15 protein-coding genes and 1 riboswitch are annotated in these 16,954 nt (G+C 63.2%); of the genes, 9 read left to right on the top strand and 6 right to left on the bottom strand.

Annotated elements, in window-relative coordinates; all coding sequences use genetic code 11:
* The first annotated feature begins 105 nt into the window (after positions 1-105).
* Positions 106-372, top strand: a riboswitch (cobalamin riboswitch).
* A 46-nt stretch (positions 373-418) separates the two neighbouring features.
* Both ASD31_RS02760 and ASD31_RS02765 read left to right on the top strand, forming a co-directional pair.
* Entirely contained in the window at positions 419-595 is a 177-nt protein-coding gene (locus tag ASD31_RS02760) for a CbtB domain-containing protein (RefSeq protein ID WP_056329359.1), read from the top strand.
* Between the two features lie 180 nt (positions 596-775).
* Positions 776-1,555 carry a CbtA family protein gene (locus ASD31_RS02765; RefSeq protein ID WP_056328927.1) on the top strand — a complete coding sequence of 260 codons (780 nt, stop codon included), beginning with the start codon at positions 776-778 and terminating at the stop codon, positions 1,553-1,555.
* A gap of 37 nt (positions 1,556-1,592) precedes the next feature.
* Here ASD31_RS02765 and ASD31_RS02770 read toward each other — a convergent pair whose 3' ends face one another.
* Positions 1,593-2,486: a (2Fe-2S)-binding protein gene (locus tag ASD31_RS02770; protein WP_156392467.1), complete on the bottom strand. Its 894-nt coding sequence runs from the start codon at positions 2,484-2,486 to the stop codon at positions 1,593-1,595.
* Positions 2,477-3,787, bottom strand: coding sequence for a glucoamylase family protein (locus ASD31_RS02775; RefSeq protein WP_056328931.1), 1,311 nt, complete (start codon positions 3,785-3,787; stop codon positions 2,477-2,479). The genes ASD31_RS02770 and ASD31_RS02775 overlap by 10 nt, the downstream gene beginning before the upstream one ends.
* 141 nt (positions 3,788-3,928) lie before the next feature.
* On the opposite strand from ASD31_RS02775, the gene ASD31_RS02780 reads away from it, so the two are divergent.
* Together ASD31_RS02780 and ASD31_RS02785 are read left to right on the top strand one after the other, a co-directional pair.
* Positions 3,929-4,717, top strand: coding sequence for a DUF1194 domain-containing protein (locus tag ASD31_RS02780; RefSeq protein ID WP_056328934.1), 789 nt, complete (start codon positions 3,929-3,931; stop codon positions 4,715-4,717).
* Positions 4,718-4,806: 89 nt separating this feature from the next.
* A complete protein-coding gene (locus ASD31_RS02785) occupies positions 4,807-5,040 on the top strand; it encodes a DUF982 domain-containing protein (RefSeq protein WP_056328936.1) in 234 nt (77 codons plus the stop codon).
* 131 nt (positions 5,041-5,171) lie between these two features.
* Here the strand turns inward: ASD31_RS02785 and ASD31_RS02790 are convergent, their stop codons facing one another.
* From ASD31_RS02790 to ASD31_RS02805, 4 genes are all read right to left on the bottom strand, one after another.
* Positions 5,172-7,142 carry a DEAD/DEAH box helicase gene (locus ASD31_RS02790; RefSeq protein WP_056329361.1) on the bottom strand — a complete coding sequence of 657 codons (1,971 nt, stop codon included), beginning with the start codon at positions 7,140-7,142 and terminating at the stop codon, positions 5,172-5,174.
* Positions 7,143-7,320: 178 nt separating this feature from the next.
* A complete protein-coding gene (locus ASD31_RS02795; RefSeq protein WP_056328939.1) occupies positions 7,321-7,980 on the bottom strand; it encodes a DUF6766 family protein in 660 nt (219 codons plus the stop codon).
* A 75-nt stretch (positions 7,981-8,055) separates the two neighbouring features.
* Positions 8,056-10,209, bottom strand: coding sequence for a catalase C (catE, locus tag ASD31_RS02800; RefSeq protein WP_056328940.1), 2,154 nt, complete (start codon positions 10,207-10,209; stop codon positions 8,056-8,058).
* 115 nt (positions 10,210-10,324) lie between these two features.
* Positions 10,325-11,104, bottom strand: a complete 780-nt coding sequence (locus ASD31_RS02805) for an SDR family oxidoreductase (RefSeq protein ID WP_056328943.1) — start codon at positions 11,102-11,104, stop codon at positions 10,325-10,327.
* A gap of 231 nt (positions 11,105-11,335) precedes the next feature.
* On the opposite strand from ASD31_RS02805, the gene coxB reads away from it, so the two are divergent.
* The 5 genes from coxB to ASD31_RS02830 are packed head-to-tail and all read left to right on the top strand — an operon-like array spanning position 11,336 to position 16,940.
* Positions 11,336-12,343 (top strand): cytochrome c oxidase subunit II, encoded by a 1,008-nt coding sequence (gene coxB / locus ASD31_RS02810; protein WP_082520373.1) that lies wholly within the window; start codon positions 11,336-11,338, stop codon positions 12,341-12,343.
* The gene (gene ctaD, locus ASD31_RS02815; protein WP_056328946.1) at positions 12,340-14,859 is read left to right on the top strand and encodes a cytochrome c oxidase subunit I; all 2,520 of its coding nucleotides are present in this window, start codon (positions 12,340-12,342) and stop codon (positions 14,857-14,859) included. Before coxB ends, ctaD begins: the two co-directional genes overlap by 4 nt.
* A 4-nt stretch (positions 14,860-14,863) precedes the next feature.
* Positions 14,864-15,241, top strand: coding sequence for a hypothetical protein (locus ASD31_RS02820; RefSeq protein WP_056328948.1), 378 nt, complete (start codon positions 14,864-14,866; stop codon positions 15,239-15,241).
* Positions 15,238-15,879: a cytochrome c oxidase assembly protein gene (locus tag ASD31_RS02825; protein WP_056328951.1), complete on the top strand. Its 642-nt coding sequence runs from the start codon at positions 15,238-15,240 to the stop codon at positions 15,877-15,879. The genes ASD31_RS02820 and ASD31_RS02825 overlap by 4 nt, the downstream gene beginning before the upstream one ends.
* Positions 15,879-16,940 (top strand): c-type cytochrome, encoded by a 1,062-nt coding sequence (locus tag ASD31_RS02830; RefSeq protein ID WP_056328952.1) that lies wholly within the window; start codon positions 15,879-15,881, stop codon positions 16,938-16,940. Before ASD31_RS02825 ends, ASD31_RS02830 begins: the two co-directional genes overlap by 1 nt.
* Positions 16,941-16,954: the final 14 nt, after the last annotated feature.

Consider the following 16,954-nt stretch of genomic DNA (forward strand, 5'->3'; position numbering starts at 1 on the left):
AAAGCCGACATCCAGCGCGGCGAGAGGCCAATCCTGACGGTTTTCTGGCGACAAAGCGGCATGAGAGGTCGCAGGCTCGAATTGACATGGACCGGCGAAAATCCTAATTATCGTGGATCAATTGGTTCCCCGGCGGCAAAAGGCGTTGGGGAGTAAATGGGAACGTGACGGGTGGACCCATTCTGGGCATCTTCATCACGGCCGACCCCGCGACTGTAGAGCGGTCAGAATGCGTCATGCCGGACGGTGTCCGGCAAAAGCCACTGCGGCGACGGGCTTCACGCCCATGCCCTGGGAAGGCGAGGCGAATTCCTTGGTGCCATGCACCTGACGCCGCGAGCCAGGAAACCTGCCGGTTGATGAAGGGCATGGTGCCCAATTGGTGGGAGATATCCCACATGCCATCACGGAGGTTGTCATGGCTTCGTCTATCGTTTCGAGCATTCCCCTTTCCATCAGCGACCGTCTCACCGCAGGCATTCTCGCCCTGTTGATCGGCGGTTTTTTGGTTTTCGGCGCGGGCCTTGCCAATTCCGCCGTGCTGCACGACACCGCCCACGACGTGCGCCACTCCTACGGCTTCCCCTGCCATTGATCCACGCCGCGGAAAGCATCGGCTTTTCGCAGTCATTGCCAATCTGAATTGCGTGGCAAGTCCACGTATCGGTGAAATGCGCCTGGTATCTCGGCACCGGGCAGGCTTTGCCATGGGGATTCAATCATGTCGGGCGTGAGAATGCGCATGCCGCGCTCCGCCTGAGAGGGAGTAGGAAAAATGATCGTCAAAACGCTTCTGGCCGCATTGGTGGCTGGATTGATTGCGGGTGTCTTTTCGACCGTTGCGCAAAATGCGCGCGTCGTCCCGCTCATCCTCCATGCGGAGGAATATGAAGGCCAGGAACCGGCCGCGACGCCGCCGCCAGGCACGTCGACGGAACAGGACCATCAGCATTCGTCACAATTGTCCCCTTCGCCGCTTACCCGGATGCTCTCGGCGCTCTCGCCGATCACCCCCGCCTTTGCCCATGAAGGCGAACACGGCGAGGAAGGCGGCATCATGTTCGGCATGAGCCGGTTTTCCGGCAGCCTGCTCGCCAATCTGGTGACCGGCGCCGGTTTCGGCCTGCTGCTCGCCGGTGTCAGCCTCGTCGTCGGTCATCCGATCACGCTGCGCAACGGCGCGCTCTGGGGCGCCTGCGGCTGGCTTGTGGTTCACATGCTGCCGGCAATCGGCCTGCCCCCGGAACTGCCCGGCTTTCCGGCGGCCGATCTCGGCGATCGCCAGACCTGGTGGATCGCGACCGTGCTGCTTTCCGCACTTGGCGTCTATCTTGTCGTCCTGTGCGAGGAAATCGTCGCCAAGCTGATCGGCCTGGTGGTCATCGCCGCGCCGCATCTCTATGGCGCGCCGCAACCCACCGATATTTCAAGCTCGGTTCCCGCCGTTCTCGGCGCCGAATTCGCCGTTGCTGCGCTGGCAACGGCGCTGGCCTCCTGGCTGCTGCTCGGCGTCGTCTCCGGCTACCTGAACGACCGTTTTCTGAAATCGGCCTGAGCCTCCGCCCGTCGCGTCACGCAGCGCGACGGCATGATCAGCCGCCTGCGTGCTCGAGACGAGCACGCAGGCGGCTTTTTTGCGTCTCGGGATCGAGAAGCACGCAGACATCGCAGACATCGCCACCCGGCGTCCGGTAGTAGAGGCAGCAGCCGCTCCTGAGGCGAAATATCCCTGCCGCCGGCTGCCCATCGACCATCGCCTCGATACGCTCATAGCGCAGGTTCCCGGACGCAAGCGGTGACCCTTCGCGCTCGACAATGGCTAGCGCCAGCGCCATGGCCCGCTCGGTTTCCGTCATCGCCACACCCAGTTCGAGAAAGGCGCCGGCGATGCCGTCCCCCGCCAGCCGCCATTGCGCCACTGGTGAAAGGCCCGTGCGGGCCTGGAGCGCTTCGACCACCGGCGCCAGGCTCTCGACAAAGCCGTCATGAAAGGCCGCCGCGCTGTCGCCAGTGCCGAGAACCCGGCTGAGCCTGAAATGGAACCGCCGCGCCCCATCCACGGGCACCCCAAGCGATGCAGGGCTGGCGTCCTCCCAGCCGATTGCGAGATCATCGGGATCGAGACCGGCGACAAGGCCCGTCTGAAGCAGGATCGCACCGGCGGCAATTGCCAGATGATGACTGTAGAAGGCCATCAGATGCGCGCCCTTCACACGATCGTCCATCTCCGCCGCGAACCGGGTCTGGTAGTCGAGAAAGGCATCGACGCTCTCGACGCGGTTCCATGTCGCCCGCGCCGAAAGCAAGCCTGCAAGCGCGTCTCCGATGGAGGCGGCAACCTGCGGAAACCGTGCCGACTGCCAGGCAATAGCGGTTTCCACCTGCCTTAGCTGCTCGCTCGGGGACCAGTCCTCGCAGTTCCGCATGTCGTCCAATCGTCCCGCCTGTTTCCCGGTATCGCCCGCGCCCTTATCGCTCAAAGCCATCCGCCGGAAAACCCTGCCTGCCGCAGGCCGCGCCGGATGATTGGCGACCGGCGCATCAGGTTCCAGATCAGCCCGGTGCGGTGGTTTTCGATCATCATTACCAGCAGGCCCTGGTCAAGCCCGACGCTGCGTAAATTGAGCCATCCCTCCGGCGTTTTGCCGGGAATACTCGGATTGAAGCTGCCGAGAAACCGTCCGTCCCTGAGGACGCCGGGATAGCGGGAAATCACATGGCGGGTCGCCGCAAGCGCCGCCTGCGGCTCGAACGGAAGGCAGGCGAGCGGCGCCCAGGGGGCGATCGTGCCGTCATCTGGCCCAAGCGGCACGCCACGTGCAGCATAGCCGGAAAAAGCCTGGCGGCGGCCATCCAGCAGCCGACGCGGCCGCAGCGGCCCGTCGCAGGATGTCAGCCCCCAGAGGTCGCGCCCGTACCCCGCAAAAGCGCCGGGATTATCGCTGGCATAGTCGCGCTGCAGCGCAATGGCGCGGCGGGTATTATCGAAATAATCCATGTCCTTCACCGCAATCGCCGCATCGCGGATGCCGCGAAAATCGATCCAGGCATGGGAGAACAGATGTATGAACAGAGGCCCGGCGTAGAGAAATGGTCGCTCCCCGAACGTCATCCATTCATATTTATCGCAGAAGGCCTCATAGCTCTCCCGACCCACAGGATAAGAGGGAGAAGCAAGCGCCAGCACATAGAGAATGATCGCTTCGCTATAGGCTTCCCAGCGATAGGGCAGAAAGCCACCATGCGGCTTCCAGCCGAGCCGGAAGGACTTGCCGCCGTGGGTCGCCCAGGCCCAATTCATCCGCGCATAAAGCGCCGCCGCACAGGATCGGATCTCCTTTTCGATCGGATCGTCCCGGTCGAAATAGGCGGCCGCCACCAGCATGCCGGCCATCAGCAGCGCGCTGTCGATCAGAGACAGTTCGCTGCGCCAGGCGCGCTGTCCGGTCGCCATGTCGAGAAAGTGGTAATAGAAGCCCTTATACCCGGTCGCATCGGTGGCGCGGCCCTGCCGGCTCCCGGCAAAGAAGCGCAAGGTCGCCACCGTCCGCGCAGCCGCATCCTGCCGCGACATCCAGCCCCTTTCTACGCCAACCGGATAACAGGACAGACCGAAGCCGGTGGCGGCGATGCTCGACGGCACACCGGGCAGCGACGTATCGGCAATCAGTCCGTTTTCCGAATTGGCGTGCTCCAGAAAATAGCCGAAGGCGGCCCGCTGAAGCCGATCGAACAGTTCCTGATCGACGTCTCTATCCGTCTGCCGCGCATCGGATCGCCCGGTCAATTGCTGTCCCCACCTCCCTGCAACACTGGCGCGGTTATCACCGATTGTTGATGACCTGAACGAGCGAAGGCCTCGCCCGGCAAGAGACCTGTGCTACACTTTTCCACGCATTGCGACCGGTAGCAGCGATCGGACGGTAAAATGTTCACAACTCTTGCCCTGCTGTTCAGCCTTTCAGGAAACATTGCCGCGGCGAGCGGCAGCCCCGTCGATGTTGCGCTCGTGCTCGCCGTCGATATGTCCGGCTCGATGGATATGGGAGAAGCGCAGGTGCAGCGCCAGGGCTATGTCGATGCCCTGCGCCACCCCGATTTTATCGCGGCGGTGACCGCCGGCCTCAACGGGCGCATCGCCATCAGCTATTTCGAATGGGCGGGCAGCGTCAACGAAACCTCGCTGGTCGATTGGCACCTGATCGAGGATGCGGACAATGCCGAGGCCTTTGCCGAGCAGATCGCCTCGCGCCCGGTCGTCACCCGCAGGGGCACCTCGATCTCGAATGCGATCAGCTATGCCGCCAGGCTTGTCACGGCCAGTCCCCATGACGCCATGCGCCGGGTGATCGACGTCTCCGGCGACGGCCCCAACAATCTCGGTCCGCCGGTGAGCCCCATCCGCGACGCCACCGTCGCCGGCGGCATCGTCATCAACGGGCTTGCGATCCTCATCCGCCCGTCCGGCGGCATCGTGACGCTGGACCAGTATTACGCCGATTGCGTCATCGGCGGCCCCGGTTCTTTCGTGCTGCCGGTCCACCGCCCGGAAGATTTCGCAGTCGCCATCCGGCAGAAACTGGTCATGGAGGTGAGCGGCCGTTGGTCTGCACCGAAGGTCATTCCCGTACAGTCCGCGCCGCCCGCCGATTGCATGGCCGGCGAAAAGCTGCGCCCCGGCTTTCTCGATCGCGTTTATCCCGAACTCGACCGTTAAGCCCTCAAATCAAGTTGACGGTCAGGCGGGAACCTTCGTCCTCGTCATGCGTTTGGGTGCGCCTGTCATAATGCTGCAAGAGAACGACCTTGAGTAACATACGCTTTCCCGCCCCCGTCAGACTGATCAAACACAGCCAGGAGAATGTCATCGCCACCGCCTGGGACGCGGTGGAATTCCTGCGCCGCTGGCCGGCCAGGCGTGGCAATGCCTATCGCCGCGCGCTCCAGCACTGCCTGGATGCGCTCGACGGCATGCTGAGCCCGAAGAAGGCCTATGCCTCCTTCACCGCCGCCGCCCGCGAGGCCGGTATTCTCGGCTGAGGAGATGCGCTCCTATCGGGCGACCCAATATCCAGTCACCATTCGATAAAACCGCTGCCATCAAACGCAATCAGCCCCGCAATCCTTCGACGCGGGGCTGGACCGGATGAAACAGCTTGAAATCGCCGATCTCAGTTCGGCTTGTTCTTCGGCTTGCGCTTGATGCCCTCGGCGCCCGACTTGGCAAATTTCGGCTTGTCAGACTTCGGCTTATCGAATTTCGGCTTCTCTGATCCCGGCTTATCAAAACCCGGCTTGTCAAAACCCGGCTTGTCGAAACCGGGCTTGCTGGACTTCTTGGTCCAGGGCTTGGCATCTGTCTTTTCGGGCGAACGGTGTTCGGCACCGGCAAAGTCCGGCCGGGCATCGAACTTGCGCTTCGGCTTGCCGTCGTTTTTCCAGTCGCCCCCTTTCGCCGGTTTCTTGCCGGCATAGGGCGCGCCGCGCGGGCCGCCGGAGAGATCCGGCATGCCGTTCAGCTGCGTCACGGTGATGCCCTTTTCGAGCATCCGTTTCGGCCCGACAGCCTCGATGAAGCGCTCGGTCCAGTCCGCGGCGATCTCGACATAGGTCTCCTCCGCCTGCATCTTGATGGCGCCGATCTCCTGCTTGGTGATGCGGCCGATGCGGCAGAGCATCGGGATCAGCCAGCGCGGCTCGACATTCTGCTTGCGGCCGGCCGACAGCGAAAACCAGGTGCTGTTGCCGAAATCGCCACGCGGCGCGCGCGGCTCGCCCCGCTCCGGGCGTTCACCGCGATCCGGGCGATCACCGGACGGCGTGTAGTTGGGCGTATCCATCAAATCTTCCGGCGCCGAGCGGCCGGCACGGGCCTGACGGAGAAAGGCGGCGGCCACCTGTTCGGCGCCGTGCTTTTCCAGAAGTTCGCGAATGAAATCGGCTTCGTCCGGCGTGATCGCCTCGGTCAGGGCCGGATCGGCCAGGACGCGCTCGTCGTCACGGCGGCTCACCTCGTCGGCCGAGGGCGGGCGCCCCCAATCGGCATTGATATTCGCATCGCGCAACAGGCGCTCGGCCTTGCGGCGGGCGCTGTTCGGCACGATCAGGGCGCTAACGCCCTTGCGCCCTGCCCGTCCCGTACGGCCGCTGCGGTGCAAAAGCGTGTCGGGATTGGTCGGCAGATCGGCATGGACGACCAGTTCGAGGCCCGGCAGGTCGATGCCGCGAGCGGCGACGTCGGTCGCGATGCAGACGCGGGCGCGCCCGTCGCGCATGGCCTGCAGCGCGTGGGTGCGTTCGTTCTGGCTGAGTTCGCCGGACATGGCAACGACCGAGAAACCGCGATTGTTGAAGCGCGCCGTCAGATGGTTGACGGCGGCACGGGTCGAGCAGAACACCAATGCGTTCTTCGCCTCGTAAAAACGCAGGACGTTGATGATCGCATTCTCGCGGTCGGACGGCGCAACCGTCAGGGCACGGTATTCGATGTCGAGATGCTGCTTCTGCTCCGCCTGGGTGGTGATACGGACGGCATCGCGCTGGTAGCTCTTGGCGAGATTGGCGATCGAACGCGGCACGGTGGCCGAAAACATCAGGGTGCGGCGCTCGGCGGGCGCGGCTTCGAGAATATATTCGAGGTCCTCGCGAAAACCGAGATCGAGCATCTCGTCGGCCTCGTCGAGGACGACCGCCTTCAGCGAGGACATGTCGAGGCCGCCACGGCGGATATGGTCGCAAAGCCGTCCGGGCGTGCCGACGACGATATGGGCACCACGGTCGAGCGCGCGCCGCTCGCTGCGCATGTCCATGCCGCCGACGCAGGAGGCGACGGTCGCCCCGGTCATCTCGTAGAGCCATTCAAGCTCGCGCTTGACCTGCAGGGCCAGTTCGCGGGTTGGAGCGACGGCAAGCGCCACAGGTGCGCCGGCCGCGCCGAAACGGTCCTTGCCGTCGAGCAGCGTCGAGGCGAGCGCAAGCCCGAAGGCCACGGTCTTTCCCGATCCGGTCTGCGCCGAGACCAGCGCATCGCGGCCTTCGAGTTCGGGGCCTAGAACGGCCTTCTGAACCGGCGTCAACTCTGAATAACCGCGCTTGCTCAATGCCTGAGCGATCGCCGGAGCGATGCCGTCTAACTCTGCCATATGTTTAATCTCTCGGAATTCGGCATTCATGCGCTCCATGATGAGCGCAGACGCCGCAGCCGGCACGTCGCCAGCAATACATGCGCGCCCTCATACTGCGCTTGCACGCAATTGTACAGAGCGCCCCACCTTAAGCCGAAGACAGCCTGGAAAGACCGGGACTCACTTGAAGCATATGTCAGCCGCCGGTCTGGCTATGTGGCGCAGCCACCGGCTTGGATTCGGGCGACCCCTTGAAACGCAGGAAGATCGACAGGACGACCAGCACCGCGGTCGACAGGAATTCCGACTGCCAATTCTGGAAGGATTCAAACCAGAACTGGGCGCTGCCGAGATGCTCCAGGACCCCGGCCGGCGGTTGGCCGTGCAAGGCGGACTGGGCATTGTCCGCCTCGGCGCTGTAGCGCAGATGCAGCAGGAAGCTGACAAGGAAAAGCGCCGCGAGGCTAAGACCGAGCGAGTAGGAATAGAGGCTACGGATCATGCCGCCGGCTCTCACCGGCCAGGGCGCCTCCGGATCATCAGCATGTTTCGCAGGGTCCTCGTCCTGTGGCGCCTCCTCGTCCGGATCCCGGGATTCCGACGAACCACGCTGAAAGAGGAAGGCCGTCAGCATCACATAGGCCGACATCTGCAGGAATTCGCTTTCCCAGTTTTCAAACAGGGCGGACAGAAACTGCCCCGATACCGCATAGGCGCCCAGCGTCATCGGCGAAGCGCCATGCTCCGTCAGTTCATGGTTGCTGACCTGCCAGCCAGTCAAAATCATGGCGATCACGGTCATCAACGAGACGGCCGCCAGAACGATCGTCAATCCATTGTCGCGCAAAAACCGCATCTCGATACTCCACACGCAATTTCCTCAATCCAACCATCGTCAGGCGCGCGGGGCTTTGTGCCCCGCGCGACCGTGTCATTCGATCGGCGGCGAGGCCTGGCCAAGCTTGACGGAAGGCTCCCTTCCCCAGATGCGCAGCTTTCCGAGCTCGGCCACAAAGGATTGCGCATCGGCGGCAGCACCGAGCTTGATGGTCCCTTCGTCCAGGTCGCCGGCAATGCCCGCCTTTTCCAGAAGCGGCATCGCTACCTCGACATAACCGATGAATTTACAGTGCGAGAAGGCATCGGCGACGAAATCACGGGCGGTTGCCTCCATGACCAGATCGGCAATCGCGTCCTTGGACGGCAGAATGGCGACCGCGTCGTAGAGCACCGAGGGTCCGCCATCGATCATCTGGTGGGCCGGCACCCATTCCCCGTCCGAGGCGGTGACGCCGCCGACCTTCGGCGCAATGATTTCGAACACTGCCTTTTCAGCGGTGACCGCATCGATCAGGGCCCTCAGCAAGGCTGCATCGACGCCGTCTGTAGCCAGGATGCCGAGCTTGCGACCCTCGAACCGCTTCGGCCCGTTCTCGATGATGCTGAGAGCCGGCGACGGATCGAGATCCTGTCGTGTCGGCATGGCCGCATCGGCGGGCTTGGGCATGGACTGGAAGCCGAGCTTGTGGCCAACCGTTCTCGCCAGCGTCTCGTCGATGTTGAAGAGATGGGCGACCATGCGCTCGCGGATCACCGGCGTTTCGACCTTGCTTAGCTCGAAGGTCAGAGCTGAGGCGATATGGCGCTTTTCCGGCGGGGTCTGGCTGATATAGAACTGCCGCGCCTGGCTGTAGTGATCGGCAAAGCTTTCCGGCCGCAGGCGCGCCTTTTCGCCCTGTTCCGCTGCCGGGAAATGACGATAGCCCCGCATCGGCGTTTCGCGCGGACCCTCGCCCCAGGAATTGGGCTGGTAGTTTGCACGACCAACGGGATTGCGCATGGCCATGTGTCCGTCCTGCTGGAAATGAGCAAAGGGACATTTCGGCGCATTGATCGGCAGATGGGTGAAATTTGGCCCGCCCAGCCGCTTCAGCTGCGTATCGAGATAGGAGAAATTGCGCCCCTGCAGCAGTGGATCATTGCTGAAATCGATACCCGGCGGCACGTTCTGGGTCATGAACGCCACTTGCTCGGTCTCGGCGAAGAAATTATCCGGCATGCGGTCGAGCACCAGCCGCCCGACAGGCTGCGGCGGCAGGATTTCCTCCGGGATGATCTTGGTTGCGTCCAGCACGTCAAAATCAAACTTGTCGGCAAAATCCTGGTCGAAAAGCTGGACCTGCAATTCCCATTCGGGAAAGTTTCCGGACTGGATCGACTGCCAGAGGTCGCGCCGGTGGTAATCGGGATCGGCGCCGTTGATCTTCACCGCCTCGTTCCAGGCGACCGACTGCAGCCCGAGCTTCGGCTTCCAGTGGAACTTGACGAAGGTGGATTCGTCCTTGGCGTTGACGAAACGAAACGTGTGGACGCCAAATCCTTCCATGAACCGGAACGATCGCGGAATGGCGCGGTCCGACATGATCCACATGATCATATGCATGCTTTCCGGCGTCAGGCTGATGAAATCCCAGAAATTGTCATGGGCGCTTTGCGCCTGCGGAAAGGCACGGTCGGGTTCCGGCTTGACCGCATGCACCATGTCCGGAAAGCGGATCGCATCCTGGATGAAGAAGACCGGGATATTGTTGCCGACGAGATCCCAGTTTCCTTCCTGGGTATAGAGTTTCACGGCAAAGCCCCGGACGTCACGCGCGAGATCGAAGGAGCCCTTGCTGCCGGCAACCGTCGAAAACCGCACGAAGGCGGGCGTCCTTTCGCCGGGCCGCTGGAAAAGATCGGCACGCGTATAGGCGGCAAGCGATTCATAGGTTTCGAAATAGCCATGGGCGCCATAGCCGCGCGCATGGACCACTCTCTCTGGAATACGCTCATGGTCGAAATGGAAGATTTTTTCGCGGAAATGGAAATCGTCCATTACGAGCGGCCCGCGCGGGCCGACACGCACGCTGTTCTGGTCGTCCGCAACCGGCCCACCCTGGGCCGTGGTCATGATCGGCGTATCGCCTTCGGCCACCTGATGCAGTTCGCCGCCCGCACCGCGCTGCAGTTTCTGGTCATGGATTTTCGCCGTCTCCGCACTCGCATTTGGGGGCGTGCCGGTCGTGGATGGATTTTTTGCCATGGGGGAGCTCCGTATGCCGGGAAGTATTGCTCCCAAACCATCAGCAGCACACTTAGTTCCGGCGGGTGGCCAAGATTCCTAAATCGTCCTGGCCAGCCCGCAGGATGGCTGCCCGTTATCGCAACAGCCCCTGCCCGCCATCGACCCAGATCGGCGAACCCGTCACATGGCGGCTGCGATCCGAGGCAAGGAATACGACCACTTCGGCGACATCCCGGCTGCGCCCCGGCGCGCCGCCGGTAATCGGCACCTGACCCTCCGGCCATTCCACGGGAATGGCGGTCTCCTCCTCGCCGCGCAATTCGGTATTGGTATCGATATTCGTCTCGATCTCGCCGGGGCAGACCGCATTGACGCGAATGCCGTGTCTCGCAAGTTCCAGCGCCAGTTGCTGCACCATGGCGACCTGGCCTGCCTTGGTCGCCGTATAGGCGGTGGCTCCCGGCGTGGTGAAGGTCCGCGTCCCGTTGATCGAGGAAACGACCACGATCGATCCGCCATCGGCCTTGAGATGGGGAACGGTGAGATGGATGGTGAGGTAGGTGCCGCGCAGATTGACCGCGATAGTCTTGTCCCATTCGTCCGGCTTCAGATCGTCGATCGGCGCCCAGACGCCGTTGATGCCGGCGTTCGCCACGACGATATCGAGCCGCCCGAACCGGGAGATCAGGAGATCGACCGCCTCGCGCATTTCCTGCTCCACGGATATATCGGCGACAAGGGCAATCGCCTGCCCGCCTGACGCCGCGATCTCGTCCGCAGTCCTTTTCACCTCGTCGCCGGTGCGGCCGAGAACGCCGATGGCGGCGCCGTCTGCCGCAAGCGCCAGCGCCGATGCCCTGCCGATCCCGGAGCCGCCACCGGTCACAAGCGCCACTTTATTGCTCAGGGTCATGCAAACCTCCCATCTATGTGGATCACACCGCTCACACCGATCAAGCTGTCGGCGAGACGGATATGGCTGTCTTTTCGACAAAGAAAAGGGACGGCATTCCCTCCAGCAGGAAAATCGGCAATCGCCAGTCAAACCAGGAAGTTAGGGAACCAAACCGCCCATCGGTGCGTTTCGGCGTTTTGGAGAGAAGCGATCCGCGGCAGTCGTGCGACATTGCAAAGGGACCGGACAATGCCGCCGACGGAAAATCGCCCGCGGGCGAAGCCGCACCTTCCCCTTTTCATCCTGCCCTTCTGCCTGGCCGGTTGCTCGGGCTCTCAATCCGCTCTTTCGCCGGCGGGAGAAGAAGCCTCCTCCATCTACCTGCTTCTCATCGTCACCACCTGCGGCGCGGCGGTGATATGGTGCCTGGTCACAGCCTTGCTCGTCTATGCGGGGCGGTCACGGCGGCATGTCTACAGTGCCGGCGCGGGCCAGAAGCTCATCCTCTGGGGCGGTGCCATCCTGCCCACGTCCATTCTTTGCCTGTTGCTCGGCTATGCCCTCTGGCTCATGCCGGCAACCCGCCCCTGGCTCACCAACAACGAGACGAGTGGATTTCGCATCGAGGCGACCGGCGAGCAATATTGGTGGCGCTTTGCCTATCGTGATGCCGAGAACGGGATCTCGTTCGACACAGCCAATGAACTCCGCCTTCCTGTCGGCGAGCGTATCCGGTTCGCGCTGCGGGCCTCGGATGTCATCCATTCCTTCTGGATCCCCTCGCTTGGCGGCAAGATGGACATGATCCCCGGCCGCACCAATTTCTTCTCACTCGAGGCCACCCGCCCGGGCATCTATCGCGCCCCTTGCGCGGAATTCTGCGGCACCTCGCACGCGCTGATGGCATTCACCGTCGTGGTAATGGAAAAGGAGCCGTTTCGAGAATGGATGGAACGGCAGACAAACCTGCTGCGTCCACGTGAGACCGAGGGCGCCCGCCTCTTTGCACGGCATGGCTGCGCCGCCTGCCACACGATCCGCGGCACACAGGCGCGCGGCCGGATCGGCCCGGACCTGACCGATATCGGCGCCCGCCAGACGATTGCCGCCGGCACACTGGCCAATACGGCGGAGAATATCGCCCGCTTCATCCGCGCCCCCCACGCGGTCAAGCCCGGCGTGAAAATGCCGGCCTTCCCGATGATCCCGCAGGCCGAACTCACCGCCCTTGCGGCCTATCTGAAAGGTTTGCAATGACCGACCGCGACAGGCACGATCGGACGGACGAAAACCGACGCGAGGAGGAGGCGCAACTGCGCCGCGTCTGGAGCAATCCTCCCGGATTGGGCTACTGGACCTCCGTCAACAATACGCAGATCGGCCTCTGGTACGGCTCGGCCGCCTTTGCCTTCATGCTGTTTGCAGGCGTGCTGGCGCTGCTCGTGCGCGTGCAGCTGGCCGTGCCCGACAATGATTTTCTCTCCGCCGACCTGTTCAACCAGGCCTTTACGCTGCACGGCACGGTAATGATGTTCCTGTTTGCCGTGCCGATCTTCGAGGCCGTGGCCGTCTTCCTGCTGCCGCCGATGCTCGGCGCGCGCGAACTCCCCTTCCCCCGCCTTTCAGCCTTCGGTTTCTGGAGTTTCCTGCTCGGCGGCATCTTCGTCTGCGGCTCGATCTTCTTCAACGCCGCGCCGAACGGCGGCTGGTTCATGTATCCGCCGCTATCGACCGATCCCGACTATTCCGGCATCGGTGCCGATATCTGGCTGCTCGGCCTGTCCTTCATCGAGGTGGCGTCGATCGCGGCTGCGGTCGAGCTGATCGTCGGCATCATGAAATGCCGGGCGCCCGGCATGCGCATCAACATGATGCCGCTCTTTGCCTGGTACCTGTTGATCGTCGCCGGCATGATCCTGTTTGCCTTTCCGCCACTGATCGCCGGCGACATCCTGTTCGAAATGCAGCGCATGTTCGACTGGCCCTTCTTCGACGTGACGCGCGGCGGCGATCCGCTTTTGTGGCAGCACCTGTTCTGGATCTTCGGGCACCCGGAAGTCTATATCATCTTCCTGCCGGCCATCGCCCTGATGGCGATGATCGTGCCCACCTTCGCGCAGAGGCCGATCGTCGGCTATTCCTGGATCGTGCTGGCGGCGGTCGGGACGGGGTTCCTGAGCTTCGGGCTCTGGGTCCATCACATGTTCACGACCGGCCTGCCGCAGATATCGCTCGCCTTCTTCTCGGCAGCCTCCGAGGCGGTGGCGATCCCCACGGGCGTGCAGATCTTCGTCTTCATCGCCACCATGCTGGCCGGCCGGGTGATCTTTTCCGTGCCCATGCTGTTTGGAACCGGCGGACTGGCGATTTTCATCATCGGCGGACTGACCGGCGTCATGGTGGCGCTGGTGCCGATCGACTGGCAGGCGCACGATACCTATTTCATCGTCGCCCATCTCCACTACGTCCTGATCGGCGGCATGCTGTTCCCGATCATCGCCGGCGTCTATTACTACTATCCGCTGATCGGCTCGCGAAAACTGTCGGACCGTTTCGGAAAGATCGCCTTCTGGCTGATGTTCGCCGGGTTCAACCTCGCCTTTTTCCCGATGCATATCACCGGCCTGCGCGGCATGCCGCGCCGCGTCTTCACCTATCCGGAGGGCATCGGCTGGGACTGGCTCAACCTACTCTCGACCGTCGGCGCCTTCGTCTTCGCCGCCGGCGTCGCAGTCGTGGTCATCGACGTTGTGCGTCCCAAGCACCGTCAGTCGAAAGGCGAGCAAAACCCCTGGAGAGCTGGCACGCTGGAATGGATCAGCGAACCGGAGGAAAACTGGGGCGTGCGCTCGATCCCGATCATCGACAGCCGCTATCCCCTGTGGGACCAGCCGGGTCTGGTGGACGACATCAGAAGCGGCCGCTTCTATCTTCCCCACGCAAGGGAAGGACGTCGCGAAACACTGGTAACCTCTGTTCTCGACGCCAAGCCGATCCAGTGCCTGCGTGTCGGCGGAACCTCAAGGCTCACCATCGTCAGCGCCCTTTCGCTGGGCGGCGTCTTCGTCGCGCTGACCTTTCACTGGTGGATCACCGGCGTCCTCTTCGGCGCGGTGACCCTTGCCGCCATCCTGGCCTGGCTCTGGACCGGTACCAACGATATTCCGGAAAAACCGGAAAAGGATGTCGGCCTGGGTCTTACCCTGCCGCTCTACATATCCGGCCCGCAATCCGTCGGCTGGTGGGGAATGTTCATCACCATGGTCGGCGATGGGACCGCGTTCGGAAGCCTGGTCTTCGGCTATTTCTTCTACTGGACAATCCACGAGGATTTTACCGCCGGGATTTCCGGTCCGGGCGTCGCCTGGCCAATGGCAAGCCTGGCCATGTTCGTCGCCGGCTGGCTCACCATGCTCCTTGCCCGCTGGGTGAACGAGAAGGATTGGACGGTGGGGACCCGGGCCCTGCTGATCGCCGCATCGGTATTGACGGCGGGCGGCGGCATCGCGGCATTTGCCGGTCCCTGGAGCTTTGCGATGGATCCGCAGGCGCATGTCTATCCGGCCATCGTCTGGGTTCTCGTGCTCTGGCTCATGGCGCATGCGGCAGTGGGGTTGATCATGCTGTTCTATTGCCTTGCCCGCAGCCTTGCCGGCCGTTTGAGCGCGGCTTACGACATGGATCTGCGCAATGTCGTGCTCTACTGGCATTTCCTGACAGTCACCGCGGTCACGACGCTTTGCGTCATCGGCCTCTTTCCGCTGGCGAGGTGAGATCATGTCCATTTTCCCGCGCGAGATCGAAAGCCTCTGGACATTGTTCACCGCCCCTGTCGTCTGGGCCTTCCATTTCCTCGCCTGCTATGTCGGCATGGCGCTCTATTGCGCCCGGCGTCCGGCCGGACTCGACCATGACATGCTGCGGCTCGGCCTCGGCGCCGTCACGGCGATTGCCCTCGCGGCCATCGTGGTTTCGGCCTGGCTGGCCTGGCGTCAATGGGGCTTTGGCACCGACGATCCCCCGCATGACGACGCAACTCGAAAGGATCGACGGCTGTTCCAAGGCTTTGCGACCCTGCTCCTGTCGGGGCTCAGCTTCATCGCGGTGATCTTCACCGCCTTGCCGCTGCTGTTCATCGAGGGATGTTTCCCATGAGACATCGTTGGCTTCTAATCGGGTCGATCATCCTCCTGGCCCTGTGGCTGCTCCTGCTTCTGGATTTTGCCTCCGGTTCCTTCACCGGTCACATGCTGGTCCATATGGGCGTCGTCGCCGTCGCCGCCCCGCTGATCGCGTTTGGCATTGCCGGCACCCGGTATGACGTGATTGCCCGGACACGCTGGATCACACCGCTTTCCGCCTCTCTCCTCGAACTGGTGCTCGTCTGGATCTGGCACGCGCCGGTGATGCGCCGCGCCAGTGATGCGTTCTTCTGGGTCAGCGCCTTGGAACAGGCCTCCTTTCTCGCCGGCGGGCTTGTCCTCTGGCTTGCCTGCCTCTGCGGCCTGAAAGCCGGGACGCTGGCGGGGCGTCTGGGCGGTGCCGTCGGGCTCGTCCTCACCTCGATCCATATGACGCTGCTCGGCGTGCTCCTGACCATGTCGCCGCGCCCGCTCTATGGAGAGGATTTCGTCACCTGCTTCGGTCTCACCCTTTCGCCGGGACAGGACCAGCAACTGGGCGGCATCGTCATGCTTCTGGTCGGCGCGGCCGCCTATCTTGCCGGCGGTGTCGCGCTCCTTGCCGGCGTGCTCGGCCGGGACCCACCCGAGCCTGCGAAGGGAGCGCTGTGATGCGGATCGGCTGGAAGTCCATTGTCGCGGTCGTGGCCGGCTTGCCGGTCGCGGGCTTCCTCGTTATCCAGCTCGGCCTGATCGACGTGCGCGCGAGCACCGGTCACTGGCAGGTCACCGACTGGTTCCTGCACTGGGTGATGCGATCCTCGGTGACTGCTGCTGCCGGTTCCACCGAAGCGCCGCCGCTCGACGATCCCGGCCTGCTGCCGGCAGCGGCGGCGCATTTCGAGACGGGATGCGCCGTCTGTCACGGATCTCCCGCTGCGAAACGGCCCCCGATTGGCCTTGCCATGCTGCCGCCGGCACCCGATCTTGCACACGTTGTCGGCAGTTGGAGCAATGAGGAGCTGTTCGAGATCGTCAAGCACGGCGTGCGCTATTCCGGCATGCCCGCCTGGCCATCTCAATCGCGTGCCGACGAGGTCTGGGCGCTGGTAGCCTTGCTGCGCGAAATGCCGTCGATGAATGCGGCCCACTACAGAAACCTGGCCGGCGCACCGCCTGCCGGGCGAGGGGCGACGATCGAAGCCCGCATCGCCTATTGCGACAGCTGTCACGCCGCCGACCGGCAGGTCGGCAACAGCGTGGTTCCGATCCTCTCCGGCCAGTCAGAAGCCTATCTTCTCGCAAGTCTTCAGGCTTACCATGACGGCGACCGGCCCAGCGGGATCATGGAAACGGCGGTTTCAACCGTGGATGATACGGATTTTTCCAAGCTGGCCGCCCATTATGCGCGTCAGAGCGCCGTTCCGGCTTCGGTCAGCGCCACCGATCCGGTCGTGCTGCGCCGTGGCGAGACGCTAGCGGTCTCGGGCGATCCGGCGCGAAAGATACCGGCCTGCGCGGCCTGCCATGGCACCGGGCGAAGCAACCCGCTCTTCCCTCGCCTGGACGGACTATCGTCGCGCTATCTGGCGTCGCAACTGCGTCTGTTCGTTTCCGGCGAACGCGGCGGCACCTCCTATCACCATATCATGGCGGCCGCCGTGCAGGACCTCGAGGAGGCCGATATCGACGCCCTTGCCGCTTACTATGCGCACCTGCCCGACCGGCAGTAGACGCCATGGCAAGA

Origin of the sequence: Rhizobium sp. Root482 (genome assembly GCF_001426565.1) — a bacterium.
GTDB lineage: Bacteria > Pseudomonadota > Alphaproteobacteria > Rhizobiales > Rhizobiaceae > Pararhizobium.